The sequence below is a fragment of the Micromonospora sp. NPDC048907 genome (assembly GCF_055586885.1).
This window is the reverse complement of sequence record NZ_JBVJHI010000009.1, coordinates 114,588-137,057: the sequence shown is the minus strand read 5'-3', so window position 1 is coordinate 137,057 and position 22,470 is coordinate 114,588. Positions and strand designations below refer to the sequence as shown.

23 protein-coding genes are annotated in these 22,470 nt (G+C 73.0%); 17 read left to right on the top strand and 6 right to left on the bottom strand.

All coding sequences use genetic code 11. The features are described 5' to 3' along the window. Positions 1-67 precede the first annotated feature (67 nt). The 3 genes from ACZ6PY_RS27000 to ACZ6PY_RS26990 are packed head-to-tail and all read left to right on the top strand — an operon-like array spanning position 68 to position 2,554. Positions 68-799 (top strand): phosphocholine cytidylyltransferase family protein, encoded by a 732-nt coding sequence (locus ACZ6PY_RS27000; protein ID WP_357944405.1) that lies wholly within the window; start codon positions 68-70, stop codon positions 797-799. Next, positions 787-1,854, top strand: a complete 1,068-nt coding sequence (locus ACZ6PY_RS26995; RefSeq protein ID WP_466076884.1) for an iron-containing alcohol dehydrogenase family protein — start codon at positions 787-789, stop codon at positions 1,852-1,854. Before ACZ6PY_RS27000 ends, ACZ6PY_RS26995 begins: the two co-directional genes overlap by 13 nt. Then, on the top strand, positions 1,829-2,554 hold the full coding sequence (locus ACZ6PY_RS26990) for a CDP-alcohol phosphatidyltransferase family protein (RefSeq protein WP_466076881.1): 726 nt from the start codon (positions 1,829-1,831) through the stop codon (positions 2,552-2,554). Before ACZ6PY_RS26995 ends, ACZ6PY_RS26990 begins: the two co-directional genes overlap by 26 nt. Positions 2,555-2,726: 172 nt before the next feature. Here ACZ6PY_RS26990 and ACZ6PY_RS26985 read toward each other — a convergent pair whose 3' ends face one another. After that, the gene (locus ACZ6PY_RS26985; protein WP_466076878.1) at positions 2,727-3,992 is read right to left on the bottom strand and encodes a glycosyltransferase family 4 protein; all 1,266 of its coding nucleotides are present in this window, start codon (positions 3,990-3,992) and stop codon (positions 2,727-2,729) included. Between the two features lie 24 nt (positions 3,993-4,016). On the opposite strand from ACZ6PY_RS26985, the gene ACZ6PY_RS26980 reads away from it, so the two are divergent. The 6 genes from ACZ6PY_RS26980 to ACZ6PY_RS26955 all read left to right on the top strand — a co-directional run bounded on the left by ACZ6PY_RS26980 (position 4,017) and on the right by ACZ6PY_RS26955 (position 10,723). Beyond that, on the top strand, positions 4,017-4,877 hold the full coding sequence (locus ACZ6PY_RS26980; protein ID WP_466076875.1) for an Fpg/Nei family DNA glycosylase: 861 nt from the start codon (positions 4,017-4,019) through the stop codon (positions 4,875-4,877). Positions 4,878-5,201: 324 nt separating this feature from the next. Next, positions 5,202-6,710, top strand: a complete 1,509-nt coding sequence (locus tag ACZ6PY_RS26975; protein WP_466076872.1) for a sugar transferase — start codon at positions 5,202-5,204, stop codon at positions 6,708-6,710. Positions 6,711-6,746: 36 nt separating this feature from the next. After that, positions 6,747-7,949 (top strand): ROK family transcriptional regulator, encoded by a 1,203-nt coding sequence (locus tag ACZ6PY_RS26970; protein ID WP_466076869.1) that lies wholly within the window; start codon positions 6,747-6,749, stop codon positions 7,947-7,949. Positions 7,950-7,993: 44 nt separating this feature from the next. Continuing rightward, entirely contained in the window at positions 7,994-9,217 is a 1,224-nt protein-coding gene (locus ACZ6PY_RS26965) for a sensor histidine kinase (RefSeq protein ID WP_466076866.1), read from the top strand. Next, the gene (locus ACZ6PY_RS26960) at positions 9,214-9,978 is read left to right on the top strand and encodes a LytR/AlgR family response regulator transcription factor (RefSeq protein WP_262285095.1); all 765 of its coding nucleotides are present in this window, start codon (positions 9,214-9,216) and stop codon (positions 9,976-9,978) included. Before ACZ6PY_RS26965 ends, ACZ6PY_RS26960 begins: the two co-directional genes overlap by 4 nt. Before the next feature lie 85 nt (positions 9,979-10,063). Next, a complete protein-coding gene (locus ACZ6PY_RS26955) occupies positions 10,064-10,723 on the top strand; it encodes a DUF5701 family protein (protein ID WP_466076862.1) in 660 nt (219 codons plus the stop codon). 51 nt (positions 10,724-10,774) lie between these two features. Here the strand turns inward: ACZ6PY_RS26955 and ACZ6PY_RS26950 are convergent, their stop codons facing one another. Together ACZ6PY_RS26950 and ACZ6PY_RS26945 are read right to left on the bottom strand one after the other, a co-directional pair. Further along, on the bottom strand, positions 10,775-12,004 hold the full coding sequence (locus tag ACZ6PY_RS26950) for a WD40/YVTN/BNR-like repeat-containing protein (protein ID WP_466076858.1): 1,230 nt from the start codon (positions 12,002-12,004) through the stop codon (positions 10,775-10,777). Continuing rightward, on the bottom strand, positions 11,991-12,509 hold the full coding sequence (locus tag ACZ6PY_RS26945; RefSeq protein WP_466076853.1) for a sigma-70 family RNA polymerase sigma factor: 519 nt from the start codon (positions 12,507-12,509) through the stop codon (positions 11,991-11,993). The genes ACZ6PY_RS26950 and ACZ6PY_RS26945 overlap by 14 nt, the downstream gene beginning before the upstream one ends. 347 nt (positions 12,510-12,856) lie before the next feature. On the opposite strand from ACZ6PY_RS26945, the gene ACZ6PY_RS26940 reads away from it, so the two are divergent. The 5 genes from ACZ6PY_RS26940 (at position 12,857) to ACZ6PY_RS26920 (ending at position 17,976) form a co-directional block, all read left to right on the top strand. After that, positions 12,857-13,300, top strand: coding sequence for a hypothetical protein (locus tag ACZ6PY_RS26940; RefSeq protein ID WP_466076848.1), 444 nt, complete (start codon positions 12,857-12,859; stop codon positions 13,298-13,300). Continuing rightward, a complete protein-coding gene (locus ACZ6PY_RS26935) occupies positions 13,300-14,940 on the top strand; it encodes a sodium/solute symporter (RefSeq protein WP_466076844.1) in 1,641 nt (546 codons plus the stop codon). Before ACZ6PY_RS26940 ends, ACZ6PY_RS26935 begins: the two co-directional genes overlap by 1 nt. A gap of 101 nt (positions 14,941-15,041) precedes the next feature. Beyond that, the gene (locus ACZ6PY_RS26930) at positions 15,042-15,806 is read left to right on the top strand and encodes an ABC transporter ATP-binding protein (protein ID WP_466076838.1); all 765 of its coding nucleotides are present in this window, start codon (positions 15,042-15,044) and stop codon (positions 15,804-15,806) included. Then, complete coding sequence (locus tag ACZ6PY_RS26925) at positions 15,791-17,488, top strand: ABC transporter permease (RefSeq protein WP_466076835.1); 1,698 nt, start codon at positions 15,791-15,793, stop codon at positions 17,486-17,488. Before ACZ6PY_RS26930 ends, ACZ6PY_RS26925 begins: the two co-directional genes overlap by 16 nt. Continuing rightward, entirely contained in the window at positions 17,488-17,976 is a 489-nt protein-coding gene (locus tag ACZ6PY_RS26920; protein ID WP_466076832.1) for an SRPBCC family protein, read from the top strand. Before ACZ6PY_RS26925 ends, ACZ6PY_RS26920 begins: the two co-directional genes overlap by 1 nt. 6 nt (positions 17,977-17,982) lie before the next feature. Here the strand turns inward: ACZ6PY_RS26920 and ACZ6PY_RS26915 are convergent, their stop codons facing one another. The 3 genes from ACZ6PY_RS26915 to ACZ6PY_RS26905 are packed head-to-tail and all read right to left on the bottom strand — an operon-like array spanning position 17,983 to position 19,236. After that, positions 17,983-18,240, bottom strand: a complete 258-nt coding sequence (locus ACZ6PY_RS26915) for a hypothetical protein (protein ID WP_466076829.1) — start codon at positions 18,238-18,240, stop codon at positions 17,983-17,985. Between the two features lie 19 nt (positions 18,241-18,259). Then, positions 18,260-18,454: a DUF397 domain-containing protein gene (locus tag ACZ6PY_RS26910; RefSeq protein ID WP_466076826.1), complete on the bottom strand. Its 195-nt coding sequence runs from the start codon at positions 18,452-18,454 to the stop codon at positions 18,260-18,262. Further along, a complete protein-coding gene (locus ACZ6PY_RS26905; RefSeq protein ID WP_466076823.1) occupies positions 18,451-19,236 on the bottom strand; it encodes a helix-turn-helix domain-containing protein in 786 nt (261 codons plus the stop codon). Before ACZ6PY_RS26905 ends, ACZ6PY_RS26910 begins: the two co-directional genes overlap by 4 nt. A gap of 387 nt (positions 19,237-19,623) precedes the next feature. On the opposite strand from ACZ6PY_RS26905, the gene ACZ6PY_RS26900 reads away from it, so the two are divergent. From ACZ6PY_RS26900 to ACZ6PY_RS26890, 3 genes are all read left to right on the top strand, one after another. After that, positions 19,624-20,262, top strand: coding sequence for a flavin reductase family protein (locus ACZ6PY_RS26900; protein ID WP_466077096.1), 639 nt, complete (start codon positions 19,624-19,626; stop codon positions 20,260-20,262). Between the two features lie 159 nt (positions 20,263-20,421). Next, positions 20,422-20,790 (top strand): DUF485 domain-containing protein, encoded by a 369-nt coding sequence (locus ACZ6PY_RS26895; protein WP_262285084.1) that lies wholly within the window; start codon positions 20,422-20,424, stop codon positions 20,788-20,790. After that, positions 20,768-22,441, top strand: a complete 1,674-nt coding sequence (locus ACZ6PY_RS26890; protein ID WP_466076820.1) for a solute symporter family protein — start codon at positions 20,768-20,770, stop codon at positions 22,439-22,441. The genes ACZ6PY_RS26895 and ACZ6PY_RS26890 overlap by 23 nt, the downstream gene beginning before the upstream one ends. Positions 22,442-22,470 lie beyond the last annotated feature (29 nt).

Below are 22,470 nucleotides of genomic sequence, written 5' to 3'. Positions count from 1 at the left end.
CGGCCCGCGGGGGCGCGACGATATCCTCCACCGAGTGGAGCGGAGTCGAGATGAGGATGGTGCCGGCATGATCGGGATGGTGCTCGCCGCCGGTGCGGGGCGCCGGCTGCGCCCGTACACCGACACCCTGCCCAAGGCCCTGGTGCCGGTCGACGGGGAGACCACCATCCTCGACATCGCGCTGCGCAACCTCGCCGAGGTTGGGCTGACCGAGGTCGTGATCGTGGTCGGCTACGCGGCGGACGCGGTCCGGCAGCGGCAGGCCGCGCTGGAGGAGAAGTACGGCGTCACGATCACCCTCGTGCACAACGACAAGGCCGAGGAGTGGAACAACGCCTACTCGCTGTGGCTGGCCCGGGAGCACTTCTCGCGGGGGGTGCTGCTGGTGAACGGCGACACCGTGCACCCGGTGAGCGTGGAGAAGACCCTGCTGGCCGAGCGCGGGCCCGGCATCCTGCTGGCCGTCGACAACATCAAGGCGCTGGCCGAGGAGGAGATGAAGACCACCTTCGACGCGGCCGGCCAGCTCACCCGGATCACGAAGCTGATGGACCCGGGTGAGGCGTACGGGGAGTACATCGGCGCGACGCTGATCGAGCCGCAGGTGGCCGGCGCGCTCGCCGACGCCCTGGAGGCGACCTGGCGGCGCGACCCGAACCTCTACTACGAGGACGGCTACCAGGAGTTCGCCGACCGGGGCGGCGAGGTGCGGGCCGCGCCGATCGGCGACGTCTCCTGGGTCGAGGTCGACAACCACGCCGACCTGGCCCGGGCGCGGGAGATCGCGTGCCGCTACTAGCCCGGAGCGTGCTGACCCCGCTGCACATCGACGTCCGGCGGGGAGCGGTGGCCGACCTGGCGGCGATCCTTGCCGACGGCCGCATCTCCTCCGGGGGTGACGTGGCGGTCGTGGTCGGTCCGGGGCAGGGCGAGAAGGTCGCCGACCTGGTCCGCCCGTCGCTGCGGTCGGCCGATGTGTTCACCGTCGCCGGTGGCAGTCTGGACGCCGCCGACGACCTGGGCGGGAAGCTCCGCGCCCGGTCGTACGACGCGGTGGTCGGGATCGGCGGCGGCAAGACCATCGACGTGGCCAAGTACGCGGCGACCCGCCGCGGCCTGCCGATGGTCTCGCTGGCGACCAGCCTCGCCAACGACGGGATCGCCTCCCCGGTGGCGAGCCTCATCACCGATGGGATCAAGGGCTCCTACGGGGTGCACATCCCGATCGCCGTGATCGTGGACCTGGACTTCGTGGAGAGCGGCCCGGAGCGGCACAACCGGGCCGGCATCGGTGACGTGGTCAGCAACATCAGTGCGCTGGCCGACTGGGAGCTGGCCCGGAAGGTACGCGGTGAGTCCTTCGACGGACTGGCCGCGTCGCTCTCCCGGGCGGGCGCGGAGGCGGTGCTCAACCACCCGGGCGACATGAGCGACGACGCCTTCGTCACCGTGCTGGCCGAGGCGCTGATCTCCAGCGGCCTGGCCATGGCCATCGAGGGCACCAGCCGGCCGGCCAGCGGCGGCTGCCACGAGATCATGCACGCCGTGGACGCGCTCTTCCCGGGCACGGCCTCGCACGGCGAGCTGGCCGGGCTGGGCGCCCTGTTCTGCACCTTCCTCCGCGGCGACGCGCGGCGGTTCACCGAGATGTCGGCCTGCCTGGCCCGGCACGGCCTGCCCCGGCTGCCCGCCGACGTGGGCCTGTCCGACGAGCAGTTCGTGGAGGCGGTGCAGTTCGCGCCGGCCACCCGGCCGGACCGCTACACCATCCTCGAACACCTGGCGATGTCGCCTACCGAGACGCGGGAGCGGCTGGCAGACTACGCCGGTGCACTCCGCGACCACCTTGGCTGAGCCGTCCCGCCCCTCCGTCGCCGACTTCCACCGGGTCAACCGTGGCGGCGGCCTGTTCAGCGAGTCGATCAGCCAGTGGATCGGCGCGGTGTTCGCGCTTGTCGCGCAGCGCCTGGGGTTGCGCCCGACCGCGCTGACCCTCACCAACCTGGTGCTCGGCCTGGCCGCCTCGGTGACCGTGGTCGCGCTCGCCGACGACGTGGCGGCGGGGTCCGTCCCGGCCTGGGCCGTCGGGTTGGTCGCCCTGGTCGCCTGGCAGATCGCGTACGCGCTGGACTGCGCGGACGGTCAGCTCGCCCGGGTGACCGGGCAGGGCAGCGCGGCCGGCGCCCGGGTCGACGTGCTCTGCGACGTGGCCGCCCAGATCGCCCTGGTCACCGCGCTCGGGGCGACCGCCGTGGCGCAGCGCCCCTCGACGCCCGTCTGGCTGGTGGCGGTCTTCGCCGGCACCTGGATGGTCAACCTGGTCACCTCGGTGATGCAGGCCGGCCCCAACGCGGCCAGCATGGTGACCTCGACCTCGCTCCCGGTCCGCCTGGCGAAGCTGGTCCGCGACTACGGCGCGGTGATCTTCCTGGCCGGCCTGGTCCTGACCGTGGCCCCCGCCCTGACCCTCTGGGTGATCGTCGCCTTCACGATCGTCAACGGCGGCTTCCTCCTGGCCAGCATCGCCTTCTCAGCCCGAGCCTCCCTCCGCTGACAAACCCCCGGGCCCACCCCGCCCACCTCGCCTCACCCCGCCCCACCTCGTCGATCATGAAGTTAGCGGTTGCGGAAAGCGCGTTCCGCACCGCTAACTTCATGATCGACGCGTAGACGGCGGGGCGGGCGGGCGGCGGGCGGGCAGTGGGCGGGCGGCGGGCCTGGGTGGGTCAGTGGTGGGTGGTGCGGGAGAGGTCGGCGTAGATGTCGATGAGGCGCTTCGTCACCACGTCGGGGTGGAAGGTGCGCTCGTAGCGGGTGCGGGCGGCCGGGGCGAGCGTCGGCGCGCCGGCCCGGGCCAGGGGGAGGGCGGCGGCCAGCGACTCCGGGTCGGGCGCGACCACCCAGCCGGCCTCGCCGCGCTGCACCCCGTCCGGCAGGGAGACGTGCCCGTCGCCGGGCGCCGCGGTGGCCACCTCGGCCGGGCCGGTGCCGGCGGGCTCGCGGGGGGCGTCCGCGCCGACCAGGTACGGGATGCCGCCCAGCGCGGTGCCGAGCACCGGCCGGCCGCTGGCCAGCGCCTCGATGATCACCGTGGGCAGCACGTCGTGCCAGGTGGAGGTGGCCAGGACCACGGCGCTGTCGGTCAGCGCGGCGCGTACCCCGGTCCGGTCGAGCTGGCCCAGGTAGGCCACGTCGGGCCGCTCGGCGGCGGCCGCCTCGGCCAGGGGGCGCAGCTCGCCGTCGCCGGCGATCCGCAGCGGGCCCAGCGACCCCACGGGGTGCCGCCGCCAGGCGTTCAGCAGCAGGTCGAGGCCCTTCTCCGGGCTCAGCCGACCCATGAAGAGGAAACCGTCCCCGGGCGGCGCCGGTGTCCCCGGGTCGGGCACCGCGTTGGGCTTGACCACGATCCGCTCGTCCGGGATGCCGTAGTCGCGCAGGTGGTCGGCGACGGCGGTGGTGAGCGCGATGTACCGGTCCACCGACTTCCAGGTCGGGCGGTGCACGGCGAGCGTGGTGGCCATCAGGGCGCTCTGCGCCCGGGAGCCCCGGTAGCAGCGGTGCACGATCGCCGGCACCCCCAGCGCGCGGCCCCGGCAGTCCTGGCAGATCACGCCGTCCCGGAAGTAGAGCCCGGAGGAGCAGACCTGGCGGTAGTTGTGCACCGTCTGCACCACCGGCACGCCCCGCTTGTGCGCCGTCCGCACCACCCACGGCGAGAGCAGCGGGTACGGGTTGTGCAGGTGCAGCACGTCCGGGCGGTGCTCGGCGAGCAGGCGGTCCAGGTCGTGCTGGGCCTTCGGGGCCCAGATCGGCGAGATCGGCAGCAGCGCCTTGGCCGGCTTCGACATCGCGGGGATCTCGTCGGAGCTGCGCAGGAAGGGCAGCACCTCCACCCCGGCCGCGGTCAGCTGGGCGATCTCCGCGTCGACGATCGTGTTCTCGCCGGAGGGCTGGGCTTCCCGGTACCGGTTGTGCGCCACCACGATTCTCACGGGAAAGAAGGCTACCGTTGTACGGTGCCTGAACTACCGGAGGTGGAAGCGCTCGCCGGCTACCTGCGCGAGCGGGCGGTCGGCCGGCGGGTCGAGCGGTTCGAGGTCGCCGCGATCAGCGCGCTGAAGACGTACGACCCGCCGCCGAGCGCGGTCGCCGGCCGGGCGGTGGTCGGCGCGGGCCGGTACGGCAAGTTCCTGGACGTCCGGTTCGACGAGGGCCTGCACCTGGTGGTCCACCTGGCCCGGGCGGGCTGGCTGCACTACCGGGAGGCGTTCCCGTCGACCGCCCCGCTGCGCCCCGGCAAGGGTCCGATCGCCCTGCGGGTACGGCTCGACGACGGCTCCGGCTTCGACCTGACCGAGGCGGGCACGCAGAAGAAGCTGGCCGCGTACCTGGTGACCGACCCGGCCGTGGTGCCGGGGGTGGGCAAGCTGGGTCCGGACGCCCTGGAGGCCGACCTGGCGACCTTCGGCGCCCGGCTGCGTGGGCGGCGGGGTCAGGTCAAGGGGGTGCTGACGGACCAGTCGGTGCTCGCGGGGATCGGCAACGCGTACTCCGACGAGATCCTGCACGCGGCGAAGCTCTCCCCGTTCGCGATCACCGACCGGCTGACCGACGACCAGCTCGCCACGCTGCACGCGGCGACCCGCGCGGTGCTCGGCGACGCCGTCCGGCGCTCGATGGGGCAGCGCGCCGCGGAGCTGAAGGGCGAGAAGCGGTCCGGGCTCAAGGTCCACGCCCGGAAGGGGCTGCCCTGCCCGGTCTGTGGCGACCTCGTCCGAGAGGTCTCGTTCGCCGATTCGAGCCTGCAATACTGTCCCACCTGTCAGACCGGCGGCAAGCCGCTGGCTGACCGACGGTTGTCCCGGCTCGTACGGTGAGTAACGGCACTCCTCGGTTACGGAGAGGAATCGTCCGCGGATCGCCGAAGGTCCCACTCCGCACCTCTACCGGGGCCGCCATCCATCGGTATAGTGGCTCGGTCCCCGGCTTCACAACCGACTCGGAGCCGGCCAGATCCTCGCGAGCATCATCGGACGGCTTCCCCTCTGGAGGCGGTCCGGGCCGGGCCCGCGTGGGAGACTGGGACGGTGGGCGACCCGGGCCCTCACGGCGAGTGAGGGCGCGAGTCATGCGGGAGGACATGGGTTGAGGTGACGACAAGCCTCCAGCGCCCGGTAACCAACACAGGCCGGAGCGAGAGCGTGCGGCACGTCGACAGCTTCGAGATCCAGCCGCCGACTCCGCCGTCGCACAACGGCGTACCCCGGTTGGCGTGGGCTCGCGCCCGCCGCCGGGTGTCCCGCTGGCACCGGCCCTACATCGCGATCCTCCTGCTGCTCGACTTCGGCGCGGCGGCCCTGGCCAGCTACCTGGCCATCCAGATCTTCGAGCAGGCCGACTCGGGCTTCCGGCACGCGCCCCAGTCGTGGTTCTACACCGTCGCGTTCCTGCTGCTGCCGCTCGGCTGGCTGCTCATCCTGTGGGGCAACCGCGCCTACGACCGGCGCTATCTCGGGCTCGGGCCGGACGAGTTCAAGCGGGTGACCCGGGCCGGTGTGGCGGTGGCCGCCACCGTCTCGTTCATCGCCTTCGCGACGAAGACCTACTCGCTGTCCCGGTGGACCGTCGGTTTCGCCCTGCTCGGCGCCATGCTGCTGATCCTGCTGGGCCGGATGATCGCCCGGATGACGCTGCACGCCGTCCGCCGCCGGATCGGCCACGCCGGGCACCGGATGGTGCTGGTCGGCACCCTGCCGGAGTGCCTGGAGGTCTTCACCGCGGTCACCCGCAACCCGGGGGCCGGCCTGGTCCCGGTGGCCATCCACCTCACCGACGGGTACGCCGCCGCCCGGGGCATCGAGACGCCGGTGCCCGTCTACGCCGGCCGGGACGTGCTCGCGCTGGTGCGGGAGGTCGGCGGGGACACCATCGCGGTGTGCGGCTCGGCCAGCGCCGAGCCGGGCGAGCTGCGCCGGATGGCCTGGCAGCTGGAGGGCTCCGGCGTCGACCTGGTGGTCGCGCCGCAGCTCACCGACATCGCCGGCCCGCGGGTGCACATCCGCCCGATCGAGGGTCTGCCGCTGCTGCACGTCGAGGAGCCGACCCTGTCCGGGCCGGCGCTGCTCGCCAAGAACCTGATGGACCGGGTCGCCGCCGGGCTGGGCCTGCTGCTGCTGGCCCCGCTCTTCGCCGCGATCGCGATCGCCATCCGGATCTCCGACCCCGGGCCGGTCTTCTTCCGGCAGCCCCGGGTCGGGCACGAGGGGCGGACCTTCCGGGTCTGGAAGTTCCGGACGATGTACGTCGACGCCGAGGAGCGGCTGGCCGGCCTGGTCGACCAGAACGAGACCGACGGCATGCTGTTCAAGATGAAGCAGGACCCCCGGGTCTTCCCGGTGGGCCGCTTCCTGCGCGCCTCCTCGCTCGACGAGCTGCCCCAGCTGATCAATGTGCTCTGGGGCGAGATGTCCCTGGTCGGCCCGCGTCCGCTCCCCGCGGACGACGGTGACTTCCTGGGCGACGTCCGACGCCGGCTGCTGGTCCGTCCGGGCATGACCGGCCTCTGGCAGGTCTCCGGCCGCTCGGACCTGTCCTGGGACGAGGCGGTCCGGCTCGACCTCTACTACGTCGACAACTGGTCGCTGGCCTACGACCTGAGCATCCTGTGGCGGACCGTCGGGGTGGTGCTCGCCCGCAAGGGCGCCTACTAGGCGGAGCGGCCGGAGCGACCGACGCGGGAGGTCACGTTGCTCCAGGAGGAGATCCGCAGGCGCAACCTCGGCACCCTGCTCCGCCACGTCCACCTCGACGGGTCGGTCTCCCGGGCGGCGCTGGCCGAGCGGATGGGCTTGAACCGCAGCACCATCATGGCCCTGACCCTGGACCTCACCGCCGCGGGACTGGTCCGCGAGGAGGCCCCGACGGACACCGGCCGCACCGGCCGGCCGTCGCTGGTCGTGCGACCGGAGACCACCCGGGTGTACGTGCTGGCGTTCGACGTGGCCGTGGACTGGCTGACCGCCGCCCGCGTCGGGCTGGGCGGCGTCATTCTCGAGCGCCGGTGGGCGGCCCGCCCCCGCGCCGGCGCCGACCTCGACCGGGTGGTCGAGGTCCTCGCCGGGTTCGGTCGCGACCTGCACGGCGCGGCGCCGCCGGAGGCGGTGTGTGTCGGGGTCGGCGCGTCGTACTGCGGGATGATCCGGCCGGGCGACGGGATGGTCCGGTTCGGGCCGGACCTGGGTTGGGTGGACCAGGCGTTCGGTGCCGAGCTCGGCCACCGGTTGGGCCTGGCCCGGCCGGTGCCGGTGGGCAACGAGGCCCATCTCGGGGCGGTGGCCGAGCAGCGGCGCGGCGCGGGCCTCGGCTTCGAGAACATGATCTACCTACATGGCGACGTCGGTGTGGGTGGCGGGATCATCGTCGGCGGCAAGCTGCTCGACGGTGACGGCGGCTACGCCTGCGAGCTGGGGCACATGGTGGTCAACCCGCACCACGGCCGGCCGTGCGGGTGCGGCTCCCACGGCTGCCTGGAGGCGGAGGTCGGCGAGCGGGCCCTGCTCGACGCCGCCGGACGGCCGGCCGACCTGTCCGGCCGGGACGCCCTGCGGGACGTGGTGACCGACGCCGACCGCGGCGACCCGGCGGCCCGATCGGCGCTGCACCGCATCGGGGACTGGCTCGGGGTCGGCGTGGCCAATCTGATCAACCTGTTCAACCCGGGCATCGTGATCTTCGGCGGGATGCTGCGCGACGTCTACCCCGGCGTGGCCGACCAGGTCCGTACCCGCATCGCCGCCAACGTGCTGCCCGTGGCCAGGGAGCGGGTGCGGCTCCGCACCTCGGCGCTGGGCGACGACGCCACCCTGGTCGGCGCCGCCGAGCTGGGCTTCTCGGCGCTGCTGGCGGATCCGCTGGGCGGTGCCGTCCCGGCGCTGCCACCCCGCACGTAGGCGGCGGGTTGGCGTAGCGGCCGGCACCGGCCAGGATCTGTGTCGTGGGTGGCAACCTCTCGGCCGTGTTCGGCGTCGTCTCGCTGGTCACCGCGCTGGCCGCGGCGCTGTGGGCGGTGCTGCGGCTGCGCGCCCGCCGGGGCATCGCCACGGCCACCCAGCGGGCCACCTACGAGGTGCTGCACACCGCCGGGCTCGCCGCCGAGCCGCTGCGGGCCGGTCTGAGCGCGGCGGGCGCGGCTAAGGCCGTACGCCATCTGCGGGCCCTGGTGGGCGCGGCCGGGCTGGCCCTGACGGACCGGGAGGCCCTGCTGGCCCTCGACGGGCACGGCGCGCACCACGGCGACCAGCTGCTGGCGGCGGCCCGGAGGGCGGTCGGCACCGGGCGCTCGACGGTGCTGCGCGAGTCGGAGCTGCACTGCGACCTGGTGGACTGCCCGGTCCGGGGCGCGGTGGTGGCCCCGCTGAGTGCCGACGGCCGGGTGGTCGGGGCACTGGTGGCGGTGGCCGGCGAGCGGCCCGCCCCGGGCCTGGTGCAGGCGACCCTGGAGACCGCGCACTGGGCCGGCGACCAGCTCGCCCTGGCCGAGCTGGACTCCTCCCGGGAGCGCCTGGCCCGGGCCGAGGTGCGCGCGCTGCGCGCGCAGATCAGCCCGCACTTCATCTACAACGCGCTGACCGCGATCGGCTCGTTCGTCCGCACCGACCCGGAGCGGGCCCGTGAGCTGATCCTGGAGTTCGCCGAGTTCACCCGCTACTCGTTCCGGGCGCACGGGGAGTTCACCACACTCGCCGAGGAGCTGCGCTCGATCGACCGCTACCTGACGATCGAGCGGGCCCGGTTCGGCGAGCGGCTCCAGGTGCGCCTCCAGATCGCCCCGGAGGTGCTGCCGGTGACGTTGCCGTTCCTCTGCCTCCAGCCGTTGGTCGAGAACGCGGTCCGGCACGGGTTGTCCCGCAAGCCGGGCACCGGCATGGTGAGCATCGAGGCCCGGGACGCGGGCGCCGAGTGCCACATCACGGTGGAGGACGACGGGGTAGGGATGGATCCGACGACGCTGACCGCCGGCATCGCCGAGCTCGCGGGCGCCGGCGGCGACCCGGGCGACGACCCGGGCCAGCACGTCGGCCTCTCGAACGTCGACGAGCGGCTCCGGTCGGCCTTCGGGGACCGGTTCGGCCTGGTCGTCGAGACCGGTCTGGGCTCGGGTACGAAGGTCAGCATGCGGGTGCCGAAGTTCCACCCCGGGGTACGGGCGACGTCATGAACACCGCGACCGGGTTTCTCCGCGTGCTGGCGGTCGACGACGAGCCGCCGGCCCTGGACGAGCTGGCGTACCACCTGCGGGCCGACCCGCGGGTGGCCCGGCTGCACACGGCCGGTGACGCGACCGAGGCGCTGCGGGTGCTGCGCGACGGCGACGTGGACGTGGTCTTCCTGGACATCCGGATGCCCGGGCTGGACGGCATGGAGCTGGCCCGGGTGCTGCGCCGGTTCGCCCGGCCGCCGGCGATCGTGTTCGTGACCGCGTACGACGACGGCGCGGTGGACGCCTTCGACCTGGGTGCCACGGACTACGTGCGCAAGCCGGTCCGCGCGGAGCGGCTGGCCGAGTCGCTGCGCCGGGTGATCGGTTCCCGGGTGGTGCCCTCGCACCCGGCGGCGCTGGCCCGGGCCGAGGAGGATCCGACCATCCCGATCGAGCTGGCCGGGACCACCCGCATGTTGCCCCGTTCGGCGGTGCGCTGGGTGGAGGCGCAGGGCGACTACGCCCGGCTGCACACCGCGGACGGCTCGCACCTGGTCCGGGTCTCGCTGGCCACCCTCGCCGAGCGCTGGGCCGACGCGGGGTTCGTCCGGGTGCACCGCTCCTACCTGGTGCAGCTCAAGCTGATCGCCGAGCTGCGGCTGGTGAACTCCGGCTACGTGGTGGTGATCGACGGGGCGGAGCTGCCGGTGAGCCGCCGGCACACGAGGGAGCTGAAGGACAAGCTGGTCCGGGCGGCCAAGCAGGACTGGAACCGCTGAGTCCAGAAATTTCTCCGCCGGTGGGGAATACCCGCCCGTTGTCGTACGCTGTACGGGACGCCGTACGACAGAGTGGAGTGCCCCCATGCCCGACAGCCGCTACGACGCCGCGACCGAGTTCGACAGGCAACTCGACCGACTGGTGCAGCTCGGCTACCCGGCCCTGGCCGGGCTGACCGAGCAGCCCTTCCGCGACCTGCTCACCCCGCTGCGCGCGGCGGCCGTCGCCGGGGCCGCCGACCTGGCCGCGCCCACCGACGGGCGGGTGCCCTTCCTGCTGGTGACCACGCGCGACCTGGTGCCCGTCCCGCAGCGCATCGCGCTGACCACGCTCGACGGGAAGCGGAAGCCCGGCATCCTCGACCGGAACTTCCCCGCCGACGACCTGCCGGCGTTCGACCCGATCAAGGAGCTGGAGGTGCCGGCGGGACCCGCGTACCTGCTCTTCGACGTCGACCGGGGCGAGGAGTACCGGAACCTGCCCCCGTCCACCGCGCTGGCCCAGATGACCGAGCGGGGCCGGCTGCCGATCACCATCGACGAGGGCCTCGCCTTCGTCACCCTGCACCCGCCGGCGCTGGCCAGCAACCGGTGCTTCTCGCTGGTCGGCTCCCGCTGCGGGGACAAGCGGGTGCCGGCGCTCTGGATCAGCCAGGGCGCGCCGAAGCTGGGCTGGTGCTGGTTCGGCAACCCGCACACCTGGCTCGGCTCGGCGACGGCCCACCCGGTGCGCGTCGGGCTGTAGTGAGCGCCGAGCGTCGGCGCGGCACCGTCGAGGAGCCGCGCCGACGCCGGTTCAGTGCGGCAGCGCGAAGCGCTTCCAGGTCGTGCCGTCGGTGGTGACGATCACGTGGTCCGGCCCGACGTCGGAGGGGTCGTCGCGGCCGTACAGCCAGGCCAGACCGGGACCGGTGCCACCCGTGCCCTCCTGCGCCCGATAGTCGCGGGACACGTTGAAGTGGCGACCGCCGTCGCGGCTCACCAGGAGCTTCGCCGACAGCTCCGGCGTGTCGGCCCACCCGAACGGAACCAGTAGGACACCGCCGGCACCGATCGCGAGGAACGGCATCTGCTGGGTCGCCGGGAGGTCGGTGCCGGTGTCCACCCAGGTCCGCGCCCCGTCAGTGGTCCGCAGCAGTCGGGCAGGGCCGGCCGGCACGGTAGAGCCGGACGGTGGCGGCGGCTGGATCAACAGGTAGCCCTCCCGGGCATCCACCCCGACCACCGCCACGACGTTGGTGCCGGCTTGCGGGCGCCAACTTACCCAGCTTGCGCCGCGGTCGGCGCTGCGGGCGACGATCGGCTGGTCAGCCTCGCCCGGCCAGTACGTCACCCAGATCGAGCCGTCGAGGGCGGGGTAGATGCTGAACGGCGGGTACGGCGACGGCGACTTCCCGGTCAGCCGGTAGACCGTTGCGGTGGTGTCGTCCACGGCCAGTGGCTCCCCGACCGCGCCGCAGCCCTGCTGGCAGAAGACCGGTCGAGCCCGGCTCGGAAACCTGGCGACCGGCACGGTGGCCTCTGCCGCGTCCTGCCAGGTGCGACCGTGGTCGACGCTGAGCAGGTGGCGTTCGCCGTCACGCACCAGGTAGATGTCGTTGCTGAGCACGGTGTACTGCAGGTTTGCGTTCCGGTTGCCCTCGCTGTTGGTCGGGCAGCTCTCGGCCTCGTAACGGGCCGCGTCCCAGTCCGACCAGCGTCGCCCCTCGTCCACACTGTGCGAGAAGAGCAGCGAGCACTCCATTTGAATGACCGCCACGCCGGAGTCCCGGCTTGTCAGGACGACCTCGCCAGCCCGCCCAGGACCGGCAGGCGGTTGGTCCGGGCCGGCCCAGCCGGACCCGTTCGAGCCTCCGAGCAGCGGCGTCGCCACCAGACCGGCCATGACCAGGACGGCGACCGCAAACCCGGTGGTCCGCTGCCGGCGGCGGGACCGCGCCGCCGCCCGCAGGTCGGCCAGCGGCGGTTGGCGCACGGCCTCGGCCACGGTGTCGACGTTGAAGCCGGTGAACTCACGATCGGACATCGATCCTCCCGTTGCTGGTGTCGACGGTGTCGGGATCGGCGAGCAGCGCGGCCAGGGCCTGCCGGCCGCGGGAGAGGCGGGACTTGACCGTGCCGGGAGAGACGCCGAGGGTCGCCGCCACCTCGTCCACCGGCAGGTCGACCAGGTAGTGCAGGGCCAGGGCCTGCCGCTGCCCCTCGGGCAGCCCGCGCAGCGCGGTGAGCAGGGCCAGGTGCTCGGGCGACCGGTCGGCCACCACGGGCGGTGGCCCGAGCCGCCGGATCAGGGTGTCGAACAGCCGCCGACGCCGGTGCCGGCTGCGGGCGACGTTCACCGCCACCCGCCGCAGCCACGCCTCCGGGTTGTCCAGGCCGGCCAGCCGTCTGGGCGCGGCCAGCGCGCGGGTGAACGCCTCCTGGACCGCCTCCTGCGCCTCGCTCAGATCACCGGTCACCGCGTACAGCTGGACGACCAGCCGGCGAAAACACCCCGCGTACAGCTCGGAGATCAGCTCGCTCTCGGACACCGTCACCTCCCCTCTCCACCTGTTCCACTCGCCAGGCGGGCGGAAGGTTCCAGGGAATGCTCAGAAGCTGTCGCCGACGGGCAGCACCAGAGGGAACGGTCGGTCGGCCCGGCGGACACCGGTCGCGGCGAGCACGGCTCCTTCCCGGCTACGGTCGAGGGCGTCCTCGCGGGCCACGATCGTCACACCTCCGCTACCGGCTCACCCTGACATCCCCTCCGTCGTCCACAACGAGGCGGCGGTCATCCACCGGGTTGTCCACAGGAGTGAAGCGTTGTCCACACGTTGTCCACAGGGCCGTTCCCGGCGCTCTTGACATTCCCGCTGATCAGGCGAGACTGCCGGGGATGACCGGAGCGGAGGAGCAGGACGTTCCGGGGCGGCCCGCGCAGGCGGCTCCGGTGCCCGTCCCGCGCGCCCCGCGGCAGGCCCGGACCCGCGTCGTGCTGGCCGAGGTCGCCCGCCCACGCAGCCGCGCCGAGCACACCCGCTCCGAACTGACCCAGCAGACCCGGGTCGGCGAGACGCTGGTGCAGGGCCTCATGCGGGCCCAGCTCTCGCTGGCCCTGCGGCTGAGCCTGCTGGTGCTGATCGGGCTGGGCGGGCTGCCCTGGCTCTTCGCCATCGCGCCCTCGGTCGGCCGGGTCACCGTGCTCGGCGTCAACCTGCCCTGGCTGCTGCTCGGGGTGGCCGCCTTCCCGTTCCTGATCGGGGTCGGCTGGGCGTACGTGCGGCTGGCGGAACGCAACGAGCAGGACTTCACCGACCTGGTCCAGCGGCCGGAGCGCTGATGGGCAACGGCTATGTGGTCCCCGCGATCGTGGCGGTCACCCTGGTCACCGTCGGGATCGGCTTCTACGGCCTGCGGCTGGCCCGGACCACCTCCGACTTCCTGGTCGCCTCCCGGGCGGTCAGCCCCACCTGGAACGCCGCCGCGATCGGCGGGGAGTACCTGTCGGCGGCGAGCTTCCTCGGCGTGGCCGGGCTGATCCTCAAGTACGGCGTCGACGTCCTCTGGTACCCGGTCGGCTTCGCGGCCGGCTACCTGGCGCTGCTGCTCTTCGTGGCCGCCCCGCTGCGCCGGTCCGGGGCGTTCACCCTGCCCGACTTCTGCGAGGTACGGCTCGGGTCGCGGCGGCTCCGGAAACTCGCCACCGTCTTCGTGATCTTCATCGGCTGGCTCTACCTGGTGCCGCAGCTCCAGGGTGCCGGGCTGACCCTGGCCACGGTGGCCGGCTCGCCCTACCCGGTGGGCGCGCTGCTGGTCGCCGTCGTGGTGACCGCGAACGTGGCGCTGGGCGGGATGCGGGCGATCACGTTCGTGCAGGCCTTCCAGTACTGGTTGAAGCTCACCGCCCTCGCCGTACCCGCGATCTTCCTGGCGTTGCAGTGGCAGGCCGACGCCCGCCCGGCGGTGACCCCGCCCGACGGGCCGGCGTTCCGGACCGCGACCACCGTCGTGGTGGAGCACCGCGCGACGCTCACCCTGCCCGACGGCGGCCTCCGGGAGGTACGCCCCGGCGACCGTCTCGAATTCGCCGCCGGTGACCCGGTGCCCGAGGTCTCCGGCGCCGCCACCGCCGCCACCGACTGGCTGCTGCCGGACACGGCCGGCGACGACGACCGGGGGCTGTTCGGCACGTACTCGCTGATCCTTGCCACCTTCCTGGGCACCATGGGGTTGCCGCACGTGCTGGTGCGCTTCTACACCAACCCCGACGGCGCCGCCGCCCGGCGCACCACCCTGGTCGTGCTGGCCCTGGTCGGCGTCTTCTACCTGCTGCCCACGATCTACGGCGTGCTGGGCCGGGTCTACACGCCGCAGTTACTGGTCACCGGCCAGACCGACGCCGTGGTGGTGCTGCTGCCCGGTGCCGCGCTGGGCGACGGCACCACCGGCCGGCTGCTCGCCGCGCTGGTCGCCGCGGGGGCGTTCGCGGCGTTCCTCTCCACCTCGTCCGGCCTGCTCACCAGCGTGGCCGGGGTCATCTCCACCGACGTGCTCGGCCGCGGCTCGGTGCGCGGCTTCCGGCTGGCCACGGTGATCGCCGGCGGGGTGCCGGCGGTGCTCGCGCTGAAAGTCTCCGGCCTGGACGTCTCCCAGGTGGTCGGGCTGGCCTTCGCGGTCGCCGCGTCGAGCTTCTGCCCGCTGCTCGTGCTGGGCATCTGGTGGCGCGGCCTGACCGACCTGGGCGCCGCCGCCGGGGTGCTGGTCGGCGGCGGCGCCGCGATCGGCGCGGTGCTGCTCACCGTGCTCGGCCCACCGCTGTCCGGCTGGCCCGCCACCCTCACCACCCAGCCGGCCGCGTGGACGGTGCCGCTGGCGTTCACCGTGATGGTGGCGGTGTCCATGGCCACCCGCCGGCGGCTGCCCCGCGACGTCGGCGTCACGATGCTTCGCCTGCACACCCCGGAGACGCTGCGGCTCTGACCCACGCCGGGACGGGCGCCGACGCGTACGGCTGAAGGGGGACGCGAAGATCCTCCTCTGGCCGGATCTACGGCTGGCCGGGGCGGGCTACGGTCGTGGGCATGACCGATCAGCACCCGGCGCTGTCCCTCCGTGGCCTGGCCAAGCGGTTCGACACCAAGGTCGCGGTCGCCGGCGTCGACCTCGACGTGCCGACCGGCTCGTTCTACGGGCTGCTGGGCCCGAACGGGGCCGGCAAGACCACCACCCTCTCCATGGCCGTCGGCCTGCTGCGGCCCGACGCCGGCCAGGCCCGGGTGCTCGGGCACGACGTCTGGGCCGATCCGGTGCGCGCCAAGGGACTGCTCGGCGTGATGCCCGACGGCGTACGCCTCTTCGACCGGCTCACCGGGGCCGAGCTGCTGGCCTACCACGGGCTGCTGCGCGGCATGGACCCGGCGGTGGTCGACCAGCGGGCGGCGGAACTGCTCGACGTGCTGGCACTCACCGACGCCGGCCGCACCCTGGTGGTCGACTACTCGGCCGGCATGAAGAAGAAGATCGGCCTGGCCTGCGCGCTGCTGCACGGCCCCCGGCTGCTGGTGCTGGACGAGCCGTTCGAGGCGGTCGACCCGGTCTCCGCGGCCCTGATCCGGGACATCCTGCACCGCTACGTGGTGGGCGGCGGCACGGTCATCTTCTCCAGCCACGTCATGGAGGTCGTCGAGCGGCTCTGCTCGCACGTGGCGATCCTGGCCGACGGCCGGATCATGCGGGTCGGCACGCTCACCGAGGTCCGCGGCGAGCGGTCGCTGGAGGAGGTCTTCGTCGAGGTGGTCGGCGGGCGGACCGCGACGGGCGAGGAGTTGACGTGGCTGTCCCGGTGACCGCCGCCGAGCGCCCGGCCCGGGCCGTCTCGCCCCGGCACTTCGTCCGGCTCAAGCTGCGGGTGCTGCGCAACAACTTCCGCGGCCAGGCCTGGCGGATCGCGATGTTCGTGGGGGGTGTGCTGTTCGGGCTCTGGTTCGCCGTCGGCGGCTTCTTCCTGCTCGCGGCACCTGGCCTGGCCGGCGAGTCCCGGTATGCGCTGATGACCGCCGCCTTCGGCGGCGGCCTGCTGACCCTCGGCTGGCTCCTGCTGCCGCTGGTCTTCTTCGGCGTGGACGAGACCCTGGACCCGGCCCGGTTCGCGCTGCTCCCGCTCTCCCGCCGCACCCTGGTCACCGGCCTGTTCGCGGCCGCCCTGGTCAGCGTTCCGGTGCTGGCGACACTTGTCGCGGTCACCGGGCTGGTCGTCACGGCCGGCAGTCTGGGGGGCTGGTCCGCCGCGCTGGTCGAGGTGCTCGGGGTGCTCCTCGGCGTGCTGCTCTGTTTGGCGGCCGCCCGCGCGGTGACCAGCGCCTTCGCCACCATGCTCCGCTCCCGCCGCGTGCGGGACCTGGCCGCCGTGCTCCTCGCGGTGCTCGCCGCCCTGCTCGGCCCGCTGCAACTGCTGGTGATCGGCGCGGTGCAGCAGGCCGACTGGGACCGGCTCACCGGTGTGGCCCGGGTGGTCGGCTGGACGCCGTTCGGGGCGCCCTGGACGGCCGGCGTCGACGTGGCCGAGGGGCACGCCGGGGCGGCCGTGTTGAAGCTGCTGATCGGTGTGGCGGCGATCGGCGTACTCCTGCTGTGGTGGTCGCGGTCGCTGGAGTCGGCGATGGTGGGCGCGGCGAGCGCCGGGTCGTCCCGGGACCGCCGCGGCACGGTGGCCGGCACGGCGGTCGCGCAGCTCTTTCCCCGGGCCGTCGGCTGGGCCCGGCGGGACCGGTTCGGCGCGCTGGTCGCCCGGGAGTGCCGCTACTGGTGGCGCGACGCCCGGCGGCGGGCCAACCTGATCACCGTCGCGGTGGTCGGCATCTTCGTGCCGTTGATGGTCAACCTGGGCGGCTCCCAGCTGGCCACCGAGGGCGGGGCGGCGTTCGGCGAGGCCACCGCGAACTCGTCGCCCGTGCTGGTGAGCCTCTCGATGCTCTTCGTCGGGGTGCTCGCCGCGGTGACCTTGGCCAACCAGTTCGGTTTCGACGGCAGCGCGTACGCGGCCAACGTGGTGGCGGGCGTGCCGGGGCGGGTGGAACTGCGGGCCCGGATGGTCGCGTTCTCGCTCTACGTGGTGCCGATCCTCGGTGTGGTCGCCGTGGTGCTGGCCGCGGTGCTCGGGCGGCCCGGCTGGTTCGGTGTGATGGCCGGCGCGCTGTTCGCCGCGTACGGCTGCGGGCTGGCGATCAACGCGTCCGTCTCGGTGCTCGGCGGCTACTCGCTGCCGGAGACGAGCAACCCGTTCGCCATGAACACCGGCGCCGGGATGGCGAAGAGTTTGTACACCCTGCTGTCCATGGTGGCCACCGCGACGGCGGCCGTGCCGCTGGTGGTGGCCGCCGCGCTGCTCGGCGACGTCTGGCTCTGGCTGGCCCTGCCGGTCGGTCTCGCGTACGGGCTGGGCGCCGCGCTGCTCGGCGCGTACCTGGCCGGGGACGCGCTGGACCGGCGCCAGCCGGAACTGCTGGCCGCCGTCACCCCGAGGCGCTGATGCCGGTCGTCGAGGCGGTGACCACCGTTCCGGTCCCACCGGAGCTGGCCTTCGCCGTGTCGCAGACCGTGGCGCCGGTCCGCTACCGCTGGGACCCCTTCGTCCGGGAGCAGCACTTCGTCGACGGGGCGACCCGCCCCGGCAGGGGTGTGCGCACCTTCACCCGGTCCCGGCACGGCCTCGTCATGGTCAGCGAGTACGTCTCGTGGGCGCCGCCGACGAACGTGGGCATGAAGATGGTGCGCGGGCCGTGGTTCTTCGAGCGGTTCGGCGGCGGGTGGCGGTTCGCGCCCGGCCCCGAGCCGGGCACGACGGTGGCCACCTGGCGGTACAACTTCCGGTGCCGGCCCGCGTTCCTGCGCCCGGTCGCCGACCGGATCGGGGTGTGGCTGCTCGGTCGGGACATCCGCCGCCGGATCGCCGGGTACGCCGCCGGCTGCGCCGACCCCGAGGTGCTGGCCGCCGCCCGCCGCTCCCTCGCCGCGTAGCCGGGGTCAGGCCGTGCGGCGCATGGCCGCGTAGAGGTTGTGGCCGTCGCCGATGCTTGTCACGTTGACCAGCTCCCAGCCGTAGTGGGACAGGTGCTCGACCGCCTCCATGAGCGGCTGGAACCCGCTGCGCCCCCAGGCGTGCCTCGCGGTGACCACGAGGTGCCGGTGCGGGTAGGCGCGCAGGTCGACCTGACCGCCGAGGATGGCGTCGGCGCTGGCGACGCGTTCCTGGGCGAGCTTCTGGGGTGGGACGAGAGACATGCCCGGCAGGGTAGGGCCCTCAGTCGAGCCCGGCCCGCCCGAGGCTCGCGAGCAGGCGGCGCCAGGAGGCCGGGGAGAAGGCGAGGGTCGGCCCGGAGGGATCCTTGCTGTCCCGGACCAGCACCACCCCGGGCAGATTGCCCGCCACCTCGACGCAGTTGCCCTCATTGGCTGACCGGAACGACTTACGCCAGAGCGGCGCGACACTCGTCATGGCGTCACCTTCAGCTTGTTGATCAGGTCGAGGGAAGCACTTTCGCTGAGCGCCTCACCGAGCAGATGCTCCCATTTGCGCTGCACCAAGCCTATCCACTCGGGATAGTCGGCGATCTGGCCACGAGCGGCGTTGTCCAGGCAGAGCAGCCGATCCGGTCCGGGTAGCTCTGCTAGCACGAACCCACCGCCCATCGAGACATGTGCGCCCACGTCGAGCGGCAGGACGTGCAGCCGCACAGGGGGCAGTTCGGCCGCTTCGAGCAACCACCCGAGTTGCCGGTCCATGGCCGCCGGTCCCCCGACGGGTCGTCGCAGAGCGCTCTCGTCGATGACGAAGACACACTCGGGCGGATTCTCCCGGTGGAGCAGACGCTGCCGACTCATGCGGAGGCTGACCAACTCCTCCACCCGATCACTCCGATACAGGCCGCCGGCCGATGCAACGGCCCGGGCATACTCCTCGGTTTGCAGCAGGCCTGGGACCAGGCACGGCTCGAAGTAGCACAGCCGCACCGCCCGCTCCTCGTGCCCGGGCCAGGACTCGAACCAGGTTGGCCCGCTGTTCTCCTCGCCGGCCGTCAGCAGGCTGGTGAGGAGGCCGCCGGTGCCGAGGGCCTCGTCGGCGGCGACGGCGAACTCCATGGTCGGCCGACGTCGCCCGGTCTCGATCGCGGCCACCGTGGAGGGGCTCCACCTGATCAGCGTGGCCAGCCCCTCCTGGGAGACGTCCGCACCGGCCCGGGCGGCCTTGAGCGCCCGGATCCACATCTCGATGTCCATCCTTACGTCCCCGGTAAGTACGTGATCGCGCTGTGTAGTAAGCCCTGGCATCCTCCCGCGCCGACCCCGCCGAGTCCAGGGTGGAGAGGCGCGGCCCGGCTGGTGGAGGCGACGACCCGGCGGCCGGTCCTGCGGCAGGTCGCCCCGGCCATCCCCCGGCCGGGGCGACCCCTATCCGGGGAGGTGCTGATGAGCGACGACCGCCGAGATCTTGGACGGAAACGGCCCCTGTGGGGGCGGAATTCGTCCAAGATCTGGACGAGGCCGGGCGCGGCGCACGTCGCCATGCGGCCTTCGTGGCGGTGCCGGGTGTGCGGGGCGCACTGGCCGTGCCAGCCGGCGCGGCTCGCGCTGCTGACCGAGTACCGGCACGATCGGACCGCGCTGATGCTCTACCTGGGGCGGCTCATGGCGGAGGCCGCCGAGCAACTTCCGCGGGCCCGGGAACTGCACCCGCGCTTCCTGGGCTGGGCGCGGGGCCGGGGCGGCACAATGTTTCACGTGAATCATGATCCGGGCGCCGAGATCCACCACACCGACCCGTTCGCCGTGCCGGCCGGGCAGCGCTCGCCGGTCCGCCGGCTGCGCGGCCGGCTGGCCGCCCCGGTGACGCTCTGGACCGCGCCCGGCCCGGCCGGTCTGACCGTCTCGTCCACCCTGGTGGCCGAGGGGGAGCCGGACCGGCTGCTCGGGCTGGTCGACCCGGAGTCGGACCTGTGGGCGGCGGTCGAGGAGGCGGGCCGGTTCGCGGTCGCGCCGCTCGGCCCCCAGCACCGGCAGCTCGCCGACCGGTTCGCCGGCCTCTTCCCGTCCCCCGGTGGCCTCTTCGCCCTCGACTCCTGGACCGACACCCCCTACGGACCGGTGCCCGCGGACGCCGGCGGGTGGGCCGGGTGCCGGCTCGACACCGCCCGGGAGTACGGCTGGGGCCTGCTGGTCGAGGCCGTCATCGAGGCGGTCGACCTGGCCGAGGAGACCGCGCCGCTGCTGCACTACCGCGGTCGCTACCGGGGGCTGACCGACTGACCACCGACCGCTGAGCGGAGTGATCTGGGTCACTCGGCGCAGCCGGGCCACCGTTCGGCGCAGGCGTCGACCATGGCCGATCCGAGCCTTCCCCGGCGGGGAGCGCGCTCTCTACCGTGCGCGAAAACTCCCCACGCCTGCGAAGGTGGTGATCCACAGATGTCCACGGACACACCCGCGTCCGCGCCCGCCGAGTCGGCGGCGGAACGGTACCTCGCCGTCCAGCGGTCGGACGAGTTCGCCGGGTTGCGGCGCGCGCTGCGCGGCTTCATCTTCCCGATGACCGTCGCGTTCTTCCTGTGGTACGCGCTCTACGTCATCCTCTCCGCGTACGCGCGGGGTTTCATGGGCACGAAACTGGTCGGCAACATCAACGTCGCCCTGGTCTTCGGCCTCCTCCAGTTCGTCTCCACGTTCGTCATCGCCTGGCTCTACTCGCGGTTCGCCGATCGGAAGATCGACCCGGTCGCCGACCGGATCCGCGCCGAGATGGGGGAGGTGACCCATGAACACGGTCCTCGCGGCTGAGGCGGGCAGCACCACCGCCCGGAACCTGACGATCACGCTCTTCCTGATCTTCGTGGCGATCACGCTGGCCATCACGGTGTGGGCCAGCCGGCAGACCAAGACCGCCACCGACTTCTACGCCGGCGGCCGGTCCTTCTCGGGTTTCCAGAACGGCATGGCCATCGGCGGCGACTACATGTCGGCCGCGTCCTTCCTGGGCATCGCCGGCCTCATCGCCCTGTACGGCTACGACGGCTTCCTCTACTCGATCGGCTTCCTGGTCGCGTGGCTGGTGGCGCTGCTGCTCGTCGCCGAACTGCTGCGCAACTCCGGCCGGTACACGATGGCCGACGTGCTGGCGTTCCGGATGCGCCAGCGTCCGGTGCGGACCGCCGCGGCGGTCTCCACCATCACGGTGTCGATCTTCTACCTGCTGGCCCAGATGGTCGGGGCGGGCGCGCTGGTCGCCCTGCTGCTCGGCATCAAGCCGGGCACCACCTTCCTGGGCATGGACGCGGACACCGCCAAGGTGGCCACGATCATCCTGGTCGGCGCCCTGATGATCATCTACGTCACGGTCGGCGGGATGAAGGGCACCACGTACGTCCAGATCGTCAAGGCGTTCCTGCTGATGACCGGCGCGGTCGTCATGACCCTGCTGGTGCTGGCGCACTACAAGTTCAACCTGTCCTCGCTGCTGGGTGACGCCGCCAAGCAGTCCGGCAAGGGCGCGTCCTTCCTCGAACCCGGGTTGCGCTACGGCGTGGAGACACCCGGGGACGCGCTGAAGACCTTCTACAGCAAGATGGACCTGCTCTCGCTGGGCATCGCGCTGGTGCTCGGCACCGCCGGCCTGCCGCACATCCTGATCCGCTTCTACACCGTGCCGACCGCGAGGGCGGCCCGGAAGAGCGTGCTCTGGGCCATCGGCATCATCGGCACCTTCTACCTGCTCACCCTCGCCCTCGGCTTCGGCGCGGCGGCTTTGGTCGGCGGCCAGGCGATCACCGCGCAGGACAAGGCGGGCAACACGGCCGCCCCGCAGCTCGCCGAGGCGCTCGGCAAGGACTTCTTCGGCGGCGACCTGGGCGGGGCGACACTGCTGGCGATCATCGCGGCGGTCGCCTTCGCCACGATCCTGGCGGTGGTCGCCGGGCTCACCCTGGCCTCCTCGTCCAGCCTGGCGCACGACTTCTACGCCAACGTGGTGAAGAACGGTCAGGCGTCCGAACGGCAGGAGGTGAACGTCGCCCGGATCTCCGCCCTGGTGATCGGCGCGATCTCCATCGTGTTGTCGATCTTCGCGCAGAGCCTGAACGTGGCGTTCCTCGTGGCGCTGGCCTTCGCGGTCGCCGCCTCGGGCAACCTGCCCGCGATCCTCTACAGCCTGTTCTGGAAGCGGTTCAACACCTCGGGCGCGGTCTGGGCGATCTACGGTGGCCTGATCGCCGCCGTGGTGCTGGTCTTCTTCTCCCCGGTGGTCTCCGGGGCGCCGACGGCCATGTTCCCCGACCACGACTGGCACTGGTTCCCGCTGTCGAACCCGGGCATCATCTCGATCCCGATCGGCTTCCTCTGCGGCTGGATCGGCACCCTGCTGTCGAAGGAGCACGACGAGGAGAAGTACGCCGAGCTGGAGGTGCGCTCGGTCACCGGCGCCGGCGCGCACTGACCACACCCCCCACCCCCGGTGGGCCGGAG

What these genes read in the sequence shown, in the direction of transcription:
- ACZ6PY_RS27000 (WP_357944405.1), top strand. Translation starts at nt 68, where the DNA reads ATGATCGGGATGGTGCTCGCCGCCGGTGCGGGGCGCCGGCTGCGCCCG.
- ACZ6PY_RS26960 (WP_262285095.1), top strand. Translation starts at nt 9,214, where the DNA reads ATGAACACCGCGACCGGGTTTCTCCGCGTGCTGGCGGTCGACGACGAG.
- ACZ6PY_RS26955 (WP_466076862.1), top strand. Translation starts at nt 10,064, where the DNA reads ATGCCCGACAGCCGCTACGACGCCGCGACCGAGTTCGACAGGCAACTC.
- ACZ6PY_RS26950 (WP_466076858.1), bottom strand. Translation starts at nt 12,004, where the DNA reads ATGTCCGATCGTGAGTTCACCGGCTTCAACGTCGACACCGTGGCCGAG.
- ACZ6PY_RS26940 (WP_466076848.1), top strand. Translation starts at nt 12,857, where the DNA reads ATGACCGGAGCGGAGGAGCAGGACGTTCCGGGGCGGCCCGCGCAGGCG.
- ACZ6PY_RS26935 (WP_466076844.1), top strand. Translation starts at nt 13,300, where the DNA reads ATGGGCAACGGCTATGTGGTCCCCGCGATCGTGGCGGTCACCCTGGTC.
- ACZ6PY_RS26930 (WP_466076838.1), top strand. Translation starts at nt 15,042, where the DNA reads ATGACCGATCAGCACCCGGCGCTGTCCCTCCGTGGCCTGGCCAAGCGG.
- ACZ6PY_RS26920 (WP_466076832.1), top strand. Translation starts at nt 17,488, where the DNA reads ATGCCGGTCGTCGAGGCGGTGACCACCGTTCCGGTCCCACCGGAGCTG.
- ACZ6PY_RS26915 (WP_466076829.1), bottom strand. Translation starts at nt 18,240, where the DNA reads ATGTCTCTCGTCCCACCCCAGAAGCTCGCCCAGGAACGCGTCGCCAGC.
- ACZ6PY_RS26910 (WP_466076826.1), bottom strand. Translation starts at nt 18,454, where the DNA reads ATGACGAGTGTCGCGCCGCTCTGGCGTAAGTCGTTCCGGTCAGCCAAT.
- ACZ6PY_RS26905 (WP_466076823.1), bottom strand. Translation starts at nt 19,236, where the DNA reads ATGGACATCGAGATGTGGATCCGGGCGCTCAAGGCCGCCCGGGCCGGT.
- ACZ6PY_RS26900 (WP_466077096.1), top strand. Translation starts at nt 19,624, where the DNA reads ATGCTCTACCTGGGGCGGCTCATGGCGGAGGCCGCCGAGCAACTTCCG.
- ACZ6PY_RS26895 (WP_262285084.1), top strand. Translation starts at nt 20,422, where the DNA reads ATGTCCACGGACACACCCGCGTCCGCGCCCGCCGAGTCGGCGGCGGAA.
- ACZ6PY_RS26890 (WP_466076820.1), top strand. Translation starts at nt 20,768, where the DNA reads ATGAACACGGTCCTCGCGGCTGAGGCGGGCAGCACCACCGCCCGGAAC.